At 54.9% G+C, this 17,096-nt stretch carries 16 protein-coding genes; 10 read left to right on the top strand and 6 right to left on the bottom strand.

Annotated elements, in window-relative coordinates; genetic code table 11:
* Positions 1-21 precede the first annotated feature (21 nt).
* From SPI6313_RS09625 to SPI6313_RS09635, 3 genes are all read left to right on the top strand, one after another.
* A complete protein-coding gene (locus tag SPI6313_RS09625; RefSeq protein ID WP_072620799.1) occupies positions 22-675 on the top strand; it encodes a DUF3318 domain-containing protein in 654 nt (217 codons plus the stop codon).
* 108 nt (positions 676-783) lie between these two features.
* Positions 784-1,695 (top strand): cation diffusion facilitator family transporter, encoded by a 912-nt coding sequence (locus tag SPI6313_RS09630; protein ID WP_072620800.1) that lies wholly within the window; start codon positions 784-786, stop codon positions 1,693-1,695.
* Between the two features lie 146 nt (positions 1,696-1,841).
* Positions 1,842-3,413: an AAA family ATPase gene (locus SPI6313_RS09635; RefSeq protein WP_072620801.1), complete on the top strand. Its 1,572-nt coding sequence runs from the start codon at positions 1,842-1,844 to the stop codon at positions 3,411-3,413.
* 82 nt (positions 3,414-3,495) lie between these two features.
* Here SPI6313_RS09635 and SPI6313_RS09640 read toward each other — a convergent pair whose 3' ends face one another.
* A complete protein-coding gene (locus tag SPI6313_RS09640; RefSeq protein ID WP_072620802.1) occupies positions 3,496-4,011 on the bottom strand; it encodes a QcrA and Rieske domain-containing protein in 516 nt (171 codons plus the stop codon).
* A 719-nt stretch (positions 4,012-4,730) separates the two neighbouring features.
* On the opposite strand from SPI6313_RS09640, the gene SPI6313_RS09645 reads away from it, so the two are divergent.
* Both SPI6313_RS09645 and SPI6313_RS09650 read left to right on the top strand, forming a co-directional pair.
* Positions 4,731-5,114 carry a hypothetical protein gene (locus tag SPI6313_RS09645; RefSeq protein ID WP_072620803.1) on the top strand — a complete coding sequence of 128 codons (384 nt, stop codon included), beginning with the start codon at positions 4,731-4,733 and terminating at the stop codon, positions 5,112-5,114.
* 78 nt (positions 5,115-5,192) lie between these two features.
* On the top strand, positions 5,193-6,740 hold the full coding sequence (locus SPI6313_RS09650) for an MFS transporter (protein WP_072620804.1): 1,548 nt from the start codon (positions 5,193-5,195) through the stop codon (positions 6,738-6,740).
* Here the strand turns inward: SPI6313_RS09650 and SPI6313_RS09655 are convergent.
* The 5 genes from SPI6313_RS09655 to SPI6313_RS09675 form a co-directional block, all read right to left on the bottom strand.
* Positions 6,730-8,226 carry a hypothetical protein gene (locus tag SPI6313_RS09655; RefSeq protein WP_072620805.1) on the bottom strand — a complete coding sequence of 499 codons (1,497 nt, stop codon included), beginning with the start codon at positions 8,224-8,226 and terminating at the stop codon, positions 6,730-6,732. The two genes, SPI6313_RS09650 and SPI6313_RS09655, sit on opposite strands and share 11 nt — an antisense overlap.
* 137 nt (positions 8,227-8,363) lie before the next feature.
* Positions 8,364-8,615: a DUF6737 family protein gene (locus tag SPI6313_RS09660; RefSeq protein WP_072620806.1), complete on the bottom strand. Its 252-nt coding sequence runs from the start codon at positions 8,613-8,615 to the stop codon at positions 8,364-8,366.
* 20 nt (positions 8,616-8,635) lie between these two features.
* Positions 8,636-9,169 carry a CIA30 family protein gene (locus SPI6313_RS09665; RefSeq protein ID WP_072620807.1) on the bottom strand — a complete coding sequence of 178 codons (534 nt, stop codon included), beginning with the start codon at positions 9,167-9,169 and terminating at the stop codon, positions 8,636-8,638.
* Positions 9,170-9,238: 69 nt separating this feature from the next.
* Positions 9,239-10,561 (bottom strand): sensor histidine kinase, encoded by a 1,323-nt coding sequence (locus SPI6313_RS09670; protein ID WP_072620808.1) that lies wholly within the window; start codon positions 10,559-10,561, stop codon positions 9,239-9,241.
* 49 nt (positions 10,562-10,610) lie between these two features.
* Positions 10,611-11,015 (bottom strand): NIL domain-containing protein, encoded by a 405-nt coding sequence (locus SPI6313_RS09675; protein WP_072620809.1) that lies wholly within the window; start codon positions 11,013-11,015, stop codon positions 10,611-10,613.
* Between the two features lie 87 nt (positions 11,016-11,102).
* Here SPI6313_RS09675 and SPI6313_RS09680 point away from each other — a divergent pair, with 87 nt between their 5' ends.
* From SPI6313_RS09680 to infB, 5 genes are all read left to right on the top strand, one after another.
* Complete coding sequence (locus SPI6313_RS09680; RefSeq protein WP_072620810.1) at positions 11,103-11,675, top strand: thioredoxin family protein; 573 nt, start codon at positions 11,103-11,105, stop codon at positions 11,673-11,675.
* A gap of 188 nt (positions 11,676-11,863) precedes the next feature.
* Positions 11,864-12,334 (top strand): ribosome maturation factor RimP, encoded by a 471-nt coding sequence (rimP, locus tag SPI6313_RS09685; protein ID WP_072623076.1) that lies wholly within the window; start codon positions 11,864-11,866, stop codon positions 12,332-12,334.
* 20 nt (positions 12,335-12,354) lie between these two features.
* Positions 12,355-13,539, top strand: a complete 1,185-nt coding sequence (gene nusA / locus SPI6313_RS09690; protein ID WP_072620811.1) for a transcription termination factor NusA — start codon at positions 12,355-12,357, stop codon at positions 13,537-13,539.
* A gap of 83 nt (positions 13,540-13,622) precedes the next feature.
* A complete protein-coding gene (locus SPI6313_RS09695; protein WP_072620812.1) occupies positions 13,623-13,916 on the top strand; it encodes a YlxR family protein in 294 nt (97 codons plus the stop codon).
* A gap of 147 nt (positions 13,917-14,063) precedes the next feature.
* Positions 14,064-17,066 (top strand): translation initiation factor IF-2, encoded by a 3,003-nt coding sequence (gene infB, locus SPI6313_RS09700; RefSeq protein ID WP_072620813.1) that lies wholly within the window; start codon positions 14,064-14,066, stop codon positions 17,064-17,066.
* Positions 17,067-17,096: the final 30 nt, after the last annotated feature.

The raw sequence follows: 17,096 nt of genomic DNA on the forward strand, positions 1-17,096 counted from the left end.
ACAGGACACTGAAAAGAATCTATGACATCCTATGCCGCCGCTTCTGCCCGCGCCGAAATGAGTGAGCTTCGGCGTTTAAAAACCCTTCTACCGCCTGAGCTACAAAGCTGGGTGATGGTGGAAGCAACCACCGAAGTCAATCCGCCCCTCGTGCGCTGTGAAGAATTGGGACGGGACGAAATTGAAATCCAAATCGATCTAGCCAAGTGGGATAACCTGGCGATCGATCAGCGTAACCTCTTGTTTTGGCATGAAGTGGGGCGGATTCAAAACGACACGATTCCGAAAGAAGGATGGGAAATGGCCGCCCTCGCCATTGGCCTAGGCGGGGCTGTGGGTGAACTGTGGGTGCAAGATGGTCTTTTGCTCCTCCTGGCGTTGGCCCTCTGTGGGGTTTCGGGCTTTCGCCTCTGGCAGAAAAACAATGGTGATAAACGGCTCGAAGAAGCCCTCGAAGCCGATCAACGAGCGATCGCCCTCGCCACCCGCTTCGGCTACAGCCTCCCCAACGCCTATAAGAGCCTCGGCAGCGCCCTCAAAACCTTAGTGGAGCAAACCCCCAACCGCCGCGTCCGGAAGCGTTACGAAACCCGCCTCCAAGCCCTCCGCCGCAGTGCCAACAAGGCCAAGTCCAAAATGGAAACGAAAGTGCCGGAAAACCGCCCGATGCTCTAGGGTAATCGACGGCGTGAAAGTATTCCTCCGTTTTGCACGTTGAGCATGTCAACGGGGCGGCGATGATTGCCTGCCCCGTCTTTAACTTGATCTTCATTGTCTTCGCCCATGGATCACGGCTCTTCCAAACGCTCTATTTATGCCGCCCTGGCCGCGAATCTGGCTATTGCGATCGCAAAATTCGTGGGTGCGTCTCTCAGCGGGAGTTCTGCCATGCTCTCCGAAGGGTTTCATTCCGTGGTAGATACAGCCAATGAGCTACTCTTGCTCTACGGTTTAAAACAGAGTGCCGCCGAACCCGACGAAGACTATCCCCTCGGCCGCAGCCAAGAGCTTTATTTTTGGGCATTGATGGTGGCGGTGTTGATTTTTGCCCTCGGTGGTGGGTTTTCGATCTACGAAGGGGTGCAAAGTCTACAGCATCCGGAGCCGTCGCGCAATTTTGCGGTGAGCTACGGCGTGTTAGCGATCGCTGCCCTCTTTGAAAGTATCGCCCTCGTCATTTCCGTGGGGGAATTTAACCGCACTCGCCCCCACAGCCTCACCTTTTGGCAAGCCCTCCGCAAAAGCAAAGATCCCACCACGTTTGTCGTCATTTTTGAAGATGCCGCCGCCTTAATCGGCTTAGCCATTGCTGCGATCGGGCTTGGGGTGAGTGAATGGCAGCAGAATACCCAATACGACGGCATCGCCTCGATTTTGATCGGCCTATTGTTAATCATTGTTGCTGTGGTGCTGGTTTTTGAAACGAAAGGACTTCTCCTCGGAGAAAGTGCCCTCCCGGAAACCCGTGCCAGCATTAAGCAGATTGTCCAGAACGATCCCGCTGTCTCAGCCCTAGGGCCACCGATCACGATCCATCTCGGCCCAACAGATGTGCTGTTAGCCCTGAATATTGAATTTCAAGATGAACTCGCCGCCGATGAAATTGAAGCCGCGATCCGACGGATTGAAGCCAAGATCCGGGACGCTCACGGGGAGATTAAGCGCATTTTTATCGAAGCGGCATCCATTGTTTAGCGATCCATTGAGGCGATCGCCCCTCGCCAGTCTCATCCCCGACAACGATAAAATGCTGACCACGACACCGTTTTAATCCTGTGAACCTGCGTTCCCGACAAACGCGGTGATCACCCTGCCGACCGTGCTCTTAACCTCTCTCTCTCATGCTCGATCTTGATCTGTTAATTCGCGCTCGCTATCCCCTGCTCTATATCGTCACACCAGAAGAAGAGCCGGCCCTACAACAGTTGGCCCAGGTGGCACAGCACCTCATTCCCCAGCGGCAACTGTTGGTATGGGATTTAGTGCGGGGCTGGCAAGATAACAGCACCCACCGCAATTCGGTGATGGGAGCCTTGGGACGGGTGCGGACGGAAGAAGTAGAGCCGACGATCTTTGTGTTAAAGGATCTCCATTTTATTTTGCAATATCCCCACAATCCGTCCAATGCCCCGGTGATTCGGGAGTTGAAGAATCTGGCGGCGGATCTGAAATATACCCACCACACCCTGATTTTGACCAGTTACACCCTGATCGTGCCGCCGGAACTGGCCGAAGAGGTAACGGTGATTGATTGCCCGCTCCCCGATGAAGGCGCGATCGCTCACCTCCTCACCGCCGCCGTCACCCCCGATCAACTCCGTCTCAACACCCTCGCCAAAGAACAATTTGTCAACGCCTGCCAAGGCTTGAGCCGTACCCGGATTCAGCGCGTCCTCGCCCGTGCCCTCGCCGCCAAAGGGCAAGTGAACGCCGCCGACATTGAAAGCGCCCTCGAAGAAAAAAAACAAGCCATTCGCCAAACGGGATTGCTGGAATTCTACGCCGCCCAAGCCTCCCTCAAAAGTGTGGGGGGGTTAGAAAATCTCAAGCAGTGGGTCCGGCTGCGCAAGGATGCCTTTACCGAGGAAGCCCGCCGCTATGGGATTCCCAACCCAAAAGGTGTGCTCCTCGTCGGCATTCAGGGTACGGGGAAATCCCTTTCGGCGAAAACCATCGCCCATGAATGGCGGTTGCCCCTGTTGCGGTTGGATACAGGGCGATTGTTTGGTGGGTTGGTGGGGGAAAGTGAAAGCCGGGTGCGGCGGATGATTCAGATCACAGAAGCGATCGCCCCCTGCGTCTTGTGGATTGATGAAATTGACAAAGCCTTCGGCAACATTAGCGGCAGCGTCGATGGCGATTCTGGCACATCGCGGCGGATGTTCGGGGCGTTGATCACCTGGATGCAGGAAAAAACGGCCCCGGTTTTCATCGTTGCGACGGCAAATAATGTGCGCATCCTCCCCGCTGAACTGCTCCGCAAAGGCCGCTTTGATGAAATTTTCTTCCTCAACCTGCCCACAGAAAAAGAACGCCAAGAAATTTTTAACGTCCATCTTCAACGCCTGCGCCCCTCTCGCCTGCGGGAATTTAACCGATCGCTCCTCGCCAAACAGACCAAAGACTTTAGCGGCGCAGAAATTGAGCAGGTGATTTTCGACGCAATGCACCAAGCCTTCGCCGAAGGTCAAGATGGGCAACGGCGGGACTTTGTGGATACGGATATTTTGCGAGCCGTAGAAGATACTGTGCCCTTGGCTGCGATCGCCCGCGACCAGATCGAAGACCTCAAACGCTGGTCTGCCGAAGTGGGCGCTCGCACCGCCTCCCAAGACACCGAACTCACCCAAGCCCTCCGCGACTACATGAAGCGGCGCGGCTTCAATGCCAATGATGGCGATCCGTCCCGCTAATCAAAACCCCCGTTATTTCAACGAGGGTACTTGCATCAGATTAGTCATTGAATCGCCATGCTTTCGGGTCGTCGGTCGGATCTTAACTGACCTTCACCAAGATTTGATCCCCCTCTTCGCGGCTTTCGTAAACGGGCAGCGGATCTTCGGCGGGGCCTTTGGCAACGGAACCATCCAGGTTAAATTCAGCATCATGGCAGGGGCAAACCAAGGTGCCAGACTCTGACTTAAAGGCCACCGTACAGCCCTTATGGGTGCAGGTCGGGTTCAATGCCACCACCGCATCCGTACCCGGATCACGCAGGATTAGCACCGGAGCCGCTGCACTGGTTTCGTCAAGGACAGCTCCAGCGGCGAGTTGATCCACCGTAGCTAAGGCCAGAAATCCATCGGCATCCACCTCTGCGGCAGTGCCTTCGGTCGTGGTGGCATCCGGGGTGGTTTCCTCTGCGGCGGTGGTGTCATCGGGGGCGGCTTCCGGCTCCTCCGATGCAGCCGTGTCATCCGTGGCGGCGGGGCTACAGGCAGCTAGCACCACCGGGAGGGAACTGGCCAGCATGCCGACGCTGATCCAACTCAAAAATTGACGACGTTCCATAGAGTGTTCTTCATTCTGTGTAAGACTTCCTTAGTGTATCGAGATTTAAGATGATCATTAGATATTACTGAAGATCCACACAGGACAAACGCAGACTCCCAATGTCTCAACGACAGCATCAGAGGTGCAGCGATTGATCCCTTGCGTCAACCCCGTAAATTTTGCAACAAGACCAGAATTTAACCGCCTTGTTGCAAACAATGGAGAGTATGGGTTTGTCCTGAAGACCCACATAGTCAGGAAACGTAAACGAATGTTGCAAGTTGCGGGCAGAACTGTTACATTAATTTACATAAGAGGTGAGCACTACAGCATTTATTCGACACTCGTTCGTCAATCTCTGCACATCATCTGTAACTCACATCTCCTCCCAATACAGCAAGCTCAATCTAGCAAGCCAATCCAACGGCTTGCTTTTTTCTTGTCCGACCGTTGGTCTGACTCCCGCCCTTGGGAGCCTGCGCCCACGGTCCGATTACAGATCTTGATAATGGCTATTTTGGATTCGTATAGACGCGGCGTAAAGATAGATGTAAGTTTATGGGTAGGGTGAAGTGTTAATCTTAAAAGAAAGTTAAAATGCCCTAATAGACCGTGGTGATGACATTAAGCCCTCATCGCGCCCTGTGATTATTGCCCTAACTCGATTTTAGTTTTAGCGCATCCCATCGATTTTTTTAATGACCTTGTCCTGAATTGCACACTGAGGGGAAAGCACCGTGACTGCTCAAAACGCTAGCGCAAACCTTGCCAACAAAGATAGTAAAGATGCACCCAAAACGGCTGAAGCACCGAAGAAGCCCGCAGACGTGGTGAAAGCCAAAGAAGGCAGCCTACAGGTGTATCAATCCGGTGGCTTTCCATTGCCCCAAAACCGTCCCATTGAACCCAGCCATCTCAATGTTGTGAGTACCTACAATGCCATGGGAATTCGTCCGGTGATTGCCAGTGGCTTGAATATCAGCAGCAGCATGGTGTTGTCGGGCCAACGTCCGATCACGAAGAGTTCCTTGAATATCAGCGAGATCGTGATTTTGGGCAATCGGCCGGTGGCATCCAATGAGATTGAAGATATTAATACGTTGATTGGCTACCTCGATTAGGCTGCACTCGACGCGCCTGGCCCGATCGCACCTTCTAACGTCGTTTGCGATCGCCGTTTGATCCATTCCCCCTAATCCATGAATCGCCAAGTTTGGATATTAGCCCTTGGCCGGCTCCTTTCGCAGATTGGAACCGGCTTCACGCTGTTTTACGCAGCGATTTTTTTTGTCAATGAAGTGGGACTATCGGCCACTGCGGTGGGGTTGGCCTTAGGGAGTCAGTCCCTGTCCGGTGTGTTTGGGCGGTTTTTTGGCGGGATGGGGGCGGACTCGCCGCGCTGGGGACGGAAGCGGATCGTCTTAATTTCGGCGTTGGTGTCGGCGGTGGCGGATGGGGCGTTGGCGTTGGCTGATGATTTTCCGACCTTGGTACTGGGTAACCTGTTGATGGGGTTAGGGGTGGGTCTCTATTGGCCTGCGGCCGAGGCGGCGGTGGCGGATCTGACCACGGGGGCACAACGCAACGAAGCCTTCGCCCTGACGCGGTTAGCGGATTTGGTGGGGTTGGGGATTGGGACGGTGTTGGCGGGGCAGTGGATCGCTTGGGCGGGCAACTATCGGATGCTGTTTGTGATCGATGGTCTGTCGTTTGTGGTGTTTATGGGGTTGGTGGCGGTGTTGATTGCGGAGACGCGATCGCCCCACACCCCCGCCCCCAACCTCACACAGGGCTGGCTCTACGCCGTTCGCGATTCCACCTTGATGACCTACTGCGGGGTAAATATCCTCTTCACCGCCTACATCTCCCAAATCCAAAGCACCCTCCCCCTCTACCTCACCAATTTTCTGACGGCGGGCGGCTTTTCCCCGGCGGTGCTCAGTGGTCTGGTGACCTTTCACCTCGTCCTTGCGATGATCTGCCAAATGCCGATCGCGCGATCGCTGAATGCCGTCAGTCGGTGGCGGGCCTTGATGATCTCAATGCTCCTCTGGGGGATGGGGTTTGTGGCCGTGTGGGGCGCAGGGGTGGTGGAGTCTGGGGCGATACGGCCCGCTCTCTTAGCCTTTAGCCTCTTTGCCGTGGCGATGGTCACCTATACCCCGGCGGCTTCTGCCCTCGTGGTGGAACTTGCGCCCCCGTCCCTGCGGGGTATTTATTTATCGCTCAATTCCCAATGTTGGGCGATGGGGTATTTAGTGGGGCCAGCGGTGGGGGGTTGGGCGATGGATCAAGCCCGGCCGATTGTGGATGGATATTGGTTAATCGCGGCCCTGACGACGATCGCAGGCTTAGGGCTTTTAATTGCCTTAGAGCGGCACGTCCGCGGCCACCATCGCGCAACGCGAGCCTTAGTGGAGCAGGCAATGCAGACCTGTATGGCGCGGGATGCATCGGGGTTTGCGGCACTATTTACCGACGCGGCCGAACTGGTGTTAAAGCATCAGGTCATCACGGGACGGGATGCGATCGCTCAGATCACCGCTGACTACTTCACCACCTGCACCGAGATCACCATCACCCTGACTCACTTGCTCATTCAAAGCGATCGCGCCGAACTCGATTGGCATTGGTCGGATACCAAGGGCGATCGCGCCAATCACATCACCCTTGATCTCCACAACGGCAAAATCCAACGCTGGCACGAGGCCGATCAACCGACTCCCGCGCCCGTCGCTAAGGAATGATCACGTTAATCAAGCTCATCGCCCCGGCTTCGGGATTGGACACCACCACCTGATTTGTCGCGGCAATGAATTCAATGCCTTCGGGTTCAAACCCAGCCTCTGCATCGGCTCGGACAACCTCAGGATTGAGAATGACCGTGTCGAGCAGTTGAATATTGGCGGGGTCGGAAATGTCGTGGATCGTCATGGCATCGGATCGCTCAATGGCGACAAAGGCCAGGGTGCGATCGCCCACAACACCCACAGAAACCACCTCTGGCTCTGGCCCTTTGCTACTACAGCGTTGGGGCAATCCCAACCCAAGGATGCTCTCCTCAATCGAGTTACCACTGTCTCCGAGCAACGCTCCCGTAGTGGCATCAAACACACTAATGCTGCGGGTTCCATGGGGACTCAGGGGAATTCCCTGATCAGACTGTTGATTAACGCTGGTCAAATTATCTTCATCTGCGGTGACAAAAAAACGTCCGTCTGGAGTGAGGGCAATCCCGTCCGGCTCACGGGCAGAGGTAAACTCTTGTCGGAGGGACAGGTCATAGCGGCTAGAACGGCATTGGCCTGTGCCCACTTTGTCCACAATTAAGCCCAACCCGGTACGAATGCCCAGGTCAAAGTTTTGCACTGCAAATGCGGCGGCGGTCAGCGGGCTAGGGAGGGGAGACGGCAGATCAATGCGAGCGACGGCGTTATTTTCTTGGAGCGTGGCCACGAGAAACGAGCTATCCGCTGCAATTTTAATCGTTTCGGGCTGTGGATCATGGGGGAAGAACGGCAGGTTATCCGGCGGAATGGGGATTTCCACCTGAGTCATCTGGTCTACGCCATTGCGTAAATCAATGATCGAAATCGTGCCAGGACGGTTCTCAAGATTAGTCAGGTCTTCTTCGTTTTCTTCATCTTCATTGGCCACGGCGGCAAATTGGCCGTTTGGCGCGATCGCTACGGAGTCCGGGCCCCGTCCGACCGTGACCTGTCCCATCGGTTCTAGGTCAGGTAAGGCCAGGGCCACAACTTTTCCGGGCATCTCATTAAACGTGTCAGTATTAGCGTCATCCGCATCCTTGACCCCCAGCAGGGCAAACGTACCGTCGGGGCTGATGGCAACCCCCGTGAGTTCGGCGGCCGTCGAGCCTGCCGGTAAAAATTCTGCGGTCAATGTCCAAGTGCCCGCAACGGTGAGGGTCTCTGCGCCAATGGCCACCAGGGTCGCGGTCTCGTCACCAACCACGAGGGCATATTGACCATCGTTAGACACAGCTAACATCTCTGCTCCGGCGAGGTCGGTGAGGGTAAACACCACTTCTCCCCGAATCTCTGTATTTTGTGCGATATTTTGTGCGATATTTTGTGCGATCGCCGGGGAGATTTCCAGACTCAATGGGAGTAACGCCAGGGTAGACAATAAAACGGATTGAACCCCAATTTTTAGCTTGGACTGCACACCTGTTTTCGAGCAATGCTTCACACCAAAATCATTCCAGTTCATGGCTTTTACCGATCTGAGACAAGGTCACAGTCCTAACCCTACAATGTCAACAAATCGCTTGGGTTAACAAGAGAATAAATGAACTTTAACGCTTAGATCTTGCCGCCGAATGACTCATCGCAGCGCGATCAATGCGCTCAATCTTGAGTCTGCTGATCTTGCTGATATTGGGCAAACAATGCCGGATAAATCACCACAAAAAACACCATCCAAGTCACCATCGGCACCGCCACCAACCCCGTCACCCAGACCCGATGGAACAGCAGCCAACTGCCGCCAATACTGCCAAATCCTGTCAGTAAAATTGACCAGGGTTGACACCACCAGGGTTTGAGTTGCCACACCGTGACGGGAGCGGATGGGGATTTTAATTCAGAGGGTTGGGTCATCGCGTTTAATCACGTTGAGGTTAATCGGCTTCAATCCGTTGTACCCACAGGCTAAAGTTGCCGGGGAAAAAGTGCGGGTTTAAGGCTTGGTCGTATTCAAATTTACTCAGCATCAGTTGACAGGCGATGATGTGGCGGGTGGTGAGGGGTGGCGCATCGCTGAGGGTTTTGGCGCGGAAAACGGCTTTGAACTGGTCAAAGGGGAGTTCGACGGTGAGCCATTGACCGGCGGCAGTGTCGAAGGAGGTGGCGTAAGCGATGCCGTCCCAACTGGATTGATCGCGGAGGAAAAATTTGTAGCGTTGACCGTCGCCTTTGATGCGTAACCGGATGCCGCTGTAGGCGCTGAGGTCGCGGGGGGGGTCAAAGTCGCGCGATCGCACCGACACAAACCCCCCGGAGCGATCCGTGGAGGTATAGCCCGTAAACAAGGCTCCGTCGGCTTGTTTTTCAATACGGCTAGCACTAACCCCTCCCATCACCCCATCATCAATACTGCGCCATTGGTGATGCAGTTCGGTGAGGGATAGGGTTTGAAAATCAAATAAAATCATCCGAGGTTGTGAAAATGAGCGACAGGTTGAGAAGCGTTCCGGCATGATCTAGATCGCGCTGGGCAGCCCCTAATCAAAGGGTAGGATAATTTCAAACTCGGTGCGATCGCCCGGTGTGGAGGTAAACAAAAACTCGCCGCCATGCTTTGCGGTGATGATTTGATAACTGAGGGACAAACTGGTTTCCTTTTCTGTCCGGCGTTGGATCGTGAAGGATTCCCGCAGTTTTTCCTGTTCATCGGCGCTCATTCCCGGCCCATTGTCCGCAATCCGAATCGACACCCAGCGGCCCGGTCGCTTCAGGTCAGGGCGATCGCGCTGGGATTGAATCGCCGTCACAATCTCGATCGTGGGGGGAATGATGTCGGGTTCCGTACCGTCCGGTCGGGGCGATCGCACCTGATTCGTGACGGCAGGTTCTAGGAGTGAATCCACCGCCGTGATCAAAATATTCATCAACACCTGAGTCAAATGCCCCACGTAGCAGGTGATCGGCGGCAATTGACAATAGGACTTTTTGATCGCAATTTCGCTGGAAAGGCGACTTTTCAGCAGCAGCAAAATCCCATCTAACACCGTATGGAGATCCGCCGGTTTGGGGTAAACATCATCCACATGACAGAAATTCTGCAAACTCATCGCCAAGTCCCGCAGGCGTTTCGCGCCGGTGGTGACACTCTCCACGGCTCTGGGCACATCCGCTTGGAGATAGTCCAGTTCAAGGTCTTCAATTAAGGCCTGGAGCGGAGCCGGGGGATTGGGAATATGGGTTTGGTAGGCGGCGATCAGTTGGAGCAGATCTTGGCTGTATCGGTCGATGTGGGTGAGGTTGCCCCAAATGAAGCCGACGGGATCAAGAATTTCATGGGCAATGCCATCGACGAGGCGACCCAAGCTCGCCATCCGTTCGCTTTGGATCATCTGAGCTTGGGTGCGTTCGTAGCGCACTTGGGTTTCAATGCCCCGCAGTTGCCAAGCGGTGAGGCTGAGTTGACCAAAATCAAGCACACGATAGTCTGCCGGGGCAACACAGACGATCACCGGCTCGCTGGCGAATTGGGGCGATCGCTTCAAGGCCCGTTGCAACGCCGTCAAGATCGGTGTCTTAGCGGAGAGCACGAGCAGGTCGTTGTGGTTGTAGCGAAAAAAGACCCGCAGTGGATTGTCCAGAAATAAATCCAACCCCTGGGGGAGGAGAAGATATTCCAAAAACTGTCGCCGGGAAATCATGCCGATAAACGACTGATTTTCCGTGAGAATTACACCCGGCAAGAGCGGATCACTATCAAAGACATCAGCGAGTTCGACCCCAAGGCGGCTATTTTCAAAGGACAGGTCATAGAGTTGCAGACTGTCAAGATTAGATTCGAGGTGAATATCATTGAAAAACATCGGAACTCGATGGGAAATGAGCGGGAAAGCACATTGGGATGGGACAGGCTCAGAATGTGGTGGAAATGGCGATCACAGGGCAGGTGGGAATACATTGCTCGCACAGGACACAGCGCGATCGCGTGAATTGCAACTGAAAGGTTTGGGGGTGCAAACTGAGGGCCTCGGTGGGACAAACCCCGGTACAAAGACCGCAATCCACACAAATCGTCTCGTCAATCACAATTTCGCGGCTGGTGACCGATACCGTGATGTCGTGCGATCGCATCCAATCAATCGAAGCGTCAATCTCATCAATATCCCCTAGTAACTCCACAATCAATTTACCCACCTGATTGGGAGCCACTTGGGCCCGGATAATATTGGCAGCCACGTTAAAGTCTTTCGCCAGTCGGTACGTGACAGGCATATGGACAGTGCGGCGGGGAAAGGTCAATGTGACTCGTTTTTTCATGGCGACCCCCTCGATATGATCATCAACACCCCTGCCTTGTACAGGTTACATTATGAGGAAACCGGAACAGTCTAAATCGAAACGGGTATGACAGAGAATCTCACGACACCGAACCGCGTTCGTAACATTTTAATTGCTGCTGTGGCGATCCTCCTCAGCGCGGCGCTCTTCTTTTCGCTCCAACAGGAAACCAGTACCGGGAATCTTGATCAACAGGCCGAACAAGCGATCCCCCTCACGGTGGCGCTCACCAATGGCAAGCCAACGCTGATCGAGTTTTACGCCAATTGGTGTACCAGTTGCCAAGCGATGGCGGGTGACCTGGCGACGGTGAAGGCGGAGTATGGCGATCGCATCAACTTCGTCATGCTCAACGTTGATAATTCCAAATGGCTCCCGGAACTGCTGCAATACGACGTAGACGGGATTCCCCAGTTTGTCTATCTTGACGCAACGGGAGAGGCGATCGCCCAAACCATCGGCGAACAACCCCTCACCATCCTCGCAGCCGACATGAACGCCCTCGCCCTCGCCCAACCCCTCCCCTACGCCAACACCACCGGCCGCACCTCCCGCGTTGATCCCAACCTCACCGCCCCACCTCCCCCCGCCGGGAGTGATCCCCGCAGCCACGGGGCCCAAGCCGCTCCCACGCGCTAACCCGCCGCCCGTCTCGATCCAGCACGGACAGTGAAGCCCGCCAGACCCCACTGTTGTCAGACCGAGAGTGCGTCTCCTATGATGGAAACCAGAAGTATCTGTCGTTGGCAGGTGCTTCACCCCTGTCAAGATTTGCAATATCTTTGCAGAAGTGGGTCTGGCCCGCTTTTTTTATTGGTGATTTTCTCATGGCTCATCCCCTGATCCCCCAACTTTTAGAATTAGCCGCTCCCATTGCTGAGCAACTCGGCCTAGAAGTCGTCGGCGCAGTGTTTCAAACGAGTAAAAGCCCCCCGGTGCTCCGGATCGATATCCGCAACCTCACCGGGGATACCGGCTTGAACGACTGTGAACAGATGAGTCGCTTGTTTGAAGCTCAACTCGATGCAACAGACCTGATTCCGGGGGCCTATGTCCTAGAACTGTCGAGTCCGGGGGTATCGCGCCAACTGACAACGGATCGAGAATTTACAGCGTTTCAGGGGTTTGCTGTGGTTGTTAAAACCTACGCCCCCTATGACGGAAAAAAGCAATGGCCCGGCCGTCTCCAACGTCGAGATTCGGAGCATCTCTATCTCAGTCAAAAAGGTAAAACGATCGCCATTCCTCGGCAAGCGATCGCCACCGTCCAACTCGATGACCACGCCGATGCGATCTAATTGGAGCCTAAAATTCCCCTATGTCCTTAGTTAATTTACCCGGTCTACGTCAGATGATCACTGAGATCAGTAATCAGCATCGTCTGCCTGAAGATTCCGTCAAAGAAGCCCTCCGTGAAGCCCTCCTCAAAGGTTACGAACGCTATCGCCGCTCCCAATTGATGGACAAAAAAACAGTCCAATTTGGCGAAGACTACTTTGAAAACTTTGAAGTAGAACTCGATGTGGATGAAGAAGGCTTTCGGGTGCTTTCCACCAAAATTATTGTCGAAGACCTTGAAGACACCGACCACCATATCTCCCTTCAAGAAGTCCAAGAAGTGACCTCGGAAGCGCAGATTGGTGATTCTGTGGTTTTAGATGTCACCCCCGAAAAACAAGACTTTGGGCGGATGGCCGCCATTCAAACCAAGCAAGTCCTGCTCCAAAAACTGCGAGATCAGCAGCGCAAACTGATCCAAGATGAATTTAAAGATATTGAAGATCAAGTCATCCCGGCCAAAGTACTGCGCTTTGAACGGCAATCCGTCATCATGGCCGTCAACAGTGAAGCAGGGGAAGTGGAGGCCGAACTCCCGAAGCGGGAACAACTCCCCAACGACACCTATCGGGTCAATGCCACCTTTAAGGTTTATTTGAAAAAAGTGCGTGAGGGGGTGCATCGGGGCCCGCAGTTGATTGTGTCACGGGCGGCGGCGGGCCTCGTGGTGGAACTGTTTGCCACGGAAGTCCCGGAAATTGAAGAAGAAATTGTGCGGATTGTGGCGGTGGCGAGGGAAGCGAATCCCCCCTCACGCTATGTGGGGCCGCGCACCAAAATTTCCGTGGATACCCTGGAGCGGGATGTGGACCCGGTGGGGGCTTGTATCGGGGCGCGGGGATCGCGGATTCAAGCGGTGGTGAATGAGTTGCGGGGGGAAAAAATCGACGCGATTCGCTGGTCGCCTGATCCGGCCACTTATATTGCCAATGCCCTCAGCCCGGCTAAAGTTGATGAAGTCTTGCTTGTGGATGCCGAAGAGCGGCAGGCGTTGGTGTTGGTGCCGGAAAATCAGCTTAGTTTAGCGATCGGGAAAGAGGGGCAAAATGTCCGTTTAGCCGCTCGCCTGACGGGGTGGAAAATTGACATCAAGGATACGGCTCGCTATCGTGCGGAGTTTGAGCATCGGGCCGGTGCTGGGGTGGGTGTTGGCGAAGAGGAATAGGGGCGCGATCGCGTCGTCTGTCGGTCGCGGTGAGGGTCTCTACCCACGGATCGGTTGAGTTCAGAGTTGAGGAGGAAAACGGTTTGCATCAAAATTATCGACGGTGTTTAGCCTGCCGCACCTGTGGGCCGAAAGTGATTTTTTGGCGAATTGTCCGCCTCCATCCCACTCGGACGGTACAATTAGACGAAGGGATGGGGCGTTCTGCGTACCTCTGTCCGACGGCGGATTGCTTGCAAGGTGCTCAAAAAAAGAATCGCTTGGGGCGATCGCTTAAAACCAATATTCCCGACGCTATCTATGATGCGCTTTGGGAGCGACTGAATCAGTCGTCCTCATTGGCGGACTGTCCGACTGTCAAGAATCCACAGAACTGACTAGGATAGAACTAAGACTTTCATTGCACTGTAGGAATGCAGACAGTGAGACCAGACAAACCTCCAACCCGAACCACAGCAGACCATTCAATCACCAAACACCAGCACAATACTCACCTTTTTGAAAACACACACGGGGCATAGTGGATGAACAACGGAAAAACGAGAATTTACGAACTATCCAAAGAGTTAAATTTGGAAAACAAAGACATCATCACCATTTGTGAAACTCTGAAGATTGCGGTCAAAAGCCACAGCAGCACAATCACCGAAGAAGAGGTGACTCAGATTCGGGCGGCGGCCCAGAGCTATCAACCCAACCCTCAAGACCAAGGGGCGATCGCAACCCCAGCCATCAAAAAAGCTGAACGCGGCCCCCGCAAACCACAAATTCGGGGCATTGTCCGTCATCAATCTGAGTCTGGCACCCTCAACAAACCCAAGACTCCCCCCGAAGCCACCCCAGATGACTCCGAAGCCGGGAGTGATGCTCGACTCATTTCGCCACCCAGCCGTCCCAGCAAACCGGCCAGTGGCAAAACCGCGCCCTCTCCCCGACGACCCGATAGAGGCGACAAAGGCGACAGTCCTAGCCCCTCCGGCGGCAAACCCAAAAACCCCGCCCCACCCCCGGAACGTCCATCAGAACGCATGGCCAGTCGGGACAACGCCCCTAGTAACGATGACGACAGTTCCCTCGAACTGCTCTCACCCCCGGCGCGGCCCAGGAAGCAGAAAGCAGCGCGAACCACAGGCAATGAACTCCCAAGCGCCAGTTCTCCAGCCAAACCGGTCAAACCCAAATTACCCCAACGGGATCGGCGCAGTTCCCCGGCTGCCTCAGAAACAGCCCCCGCTGCTGCCGCGCCGCGTCCGAAAAAACCCGATGTGGTGCAACTGGTTAAGCCCAAGGCGAAGCCGGAGTCCGTCGATCTAGACGATCAGGATGATGACACCATCACCCCCGACGATGCACCGCAGAAAACGCTCCTCGCGCCGCCCGAACGCCCCCAACCCAAACCCAAGCGGCCTAGCACCCGCAAAGGCAAAGATTGGGACGAAGAGGACGATGATGCCGATAAAGCGAAACTTGGTAAGGCCGCGAAGACCAAAACCGGCACCAAAGGGAAGCGGAAACCCCTCCTGATCGAGGATGACGATGATGAATTTGATCTCGATCAACAGGGTGAAGACGATACCTCAACGGCGGTGAGTATCTCCATTGCCCGGCCACCGAAGCCCAACCAGTCCAAATCCAACACGCCGCAAATTATGCCCAAGGGGCGTAAACCCAGCCGGCCGACGAAGGATCGCTCTGAATCCAACAATCGCAATGCTGCCCGCGAGCAACAAAAAGCGGCGGCGAAGCCACCGGAAGTGGTGACCCTGACCGGCAGCATGAGCATGCGGGAACTGTCTGAACTGATCAAGATTCCAGAAACGGAAATCATTCGGGATCTCTTTACGAAAGGAATTGCGATTAACATCACCCAAACCCTGGATCTAGAAACCTCCACCAAGGTGATCCAAGAGTTGGGGATTGAAGTGGAAACCCCTGAGGCGAAATCGGCAGCCACCAAGAGCGAAATGCTCGATCTCGATGATCTCGAAAACCTGCAAACTCGTCCTCCGGTGGTGACGATCATGGGTCACGTTGACCATGGGAAAACGACACTCCTCGACTCGATCCGCAAAACAAAAGTGGCTCAAGGCGAGGCCGGTGGCATCACCCAGCATATTGGTGCGTATCACGTTGATGTGGAGCACAATGGCAAGGTGCAGCAGGTGGTGTTCCTCGATACACCGGGTCACGAAGCCTTTACGGCGATGCGGGCCCGGGGAACGAAAGTCACCGATATCGCGATTTTGGTGGTGGCGGCCGATGATGGCGTGCAACCCCAAACCCGTGAGGCGATTAGCCATGCGAAGGCGGCGGGTGTGCCGTTGATCGTGGCGATTAACAAGGTGGATAAGCCGGATTCAGAACCCGATCGCATTAAACAGGAACTGACCGAACAGGGGTTAGTGCCGGAAGAGTGGGGCGGTGAAACGATTATGGTTCCCGTCAGTGCGATCAAGGGGGATAACCTCGATACCCTGCTGGAGATGATCCTGCTGGTGTCGGAAATGGAAGAACTGTCGGCGAATCCGGATCGACCGGCTCGCGGTACGGTGATCGAAGCGCACCTCGATAAGTCGCGGGGGCCGGTGGCGACGCTACTGATTCAGAATGGGACGCTGCGCGTTGGCGATAGTGTGGTGGCAGGGGCAACCCTGGGTAAAATCCGCGCTATGGTGGACGATCGCGGCGATCGCGTCGAATCGGCCACGCCATCCTTTGCGGTGGAAGTTCTGGGGATGAACGATGTGCCCTCAGCCGGGGATGAGTTCAGCATCTTCGCCAGTGAAAAAGAAGCGCGGGCGGTGGCCGATGAACGGGCCGCCGAACGACGGGAAAATCGTCTCCAGCAGGCGATGTCCCGCCGCGTGACCTTGAGCAGCTTGTCTGCTCAGGCCCAAGAGGGTGAGTTGAAAGAACTCAACCTGATTCTGAAAGCGGATGTCCAAGGGTCGGTGGAGGCGATCGCGGCCTCCCTCGAAAAACTGCCCCAAGGTGAAGTCCAAATCCGGATGCTCTTAGCGGCTCCGGGTGAGATTAGCGAGACGGATGTGGATCTCGCGGCGGCCTCTGGCGCGGTGATCATCGGGTTTAATACTGACCTGGCATCGGGCGCGGCCAGTGCTGCGGATCGTGAAGGGGTGGATATTCGTGAGTACACGATTATCTACAACCTCTTGGATGATGTGCAAGCGGCGATGGAAGGTCTCCTCGAACCGGAAGAAGTGGAAGAATACCTCGGTACGGTGGAAGTTCGTGCGGTCTTCCCGGTGGGTAAAGGATCAGTGGCGGGGTGCTATGTGCTCTCCGGTAAGGTGATTCGGAACCGTCGGATGCGGGTGATGCGGGGTGACCAAGTCATCCACGATGGCATCATGGATTCGCTGAAACGGATCAAAGAGGATGTGCGTGAGGTGAATGCAGGTTACGAATGCGGGATCGGCTCGGATAAGTTTAACGACTGGCAAGAGGGCGATCGCATCGAAGCGTACCAAATGATCATGAAACGCCGTACCCTCTCCATGGTCTAATGCCCATTGCGATCGCGTTCTTGTCGGAGC

This window comes from Spirulina major PCC 6313 (assembly GCF_001890765.1).
Lineage (GTDB): Bacteria > Cyanobacteriota > Cyanobacteriia > Cyanobacteriales > Spirulinaceae > Spirulina > Spirulina major.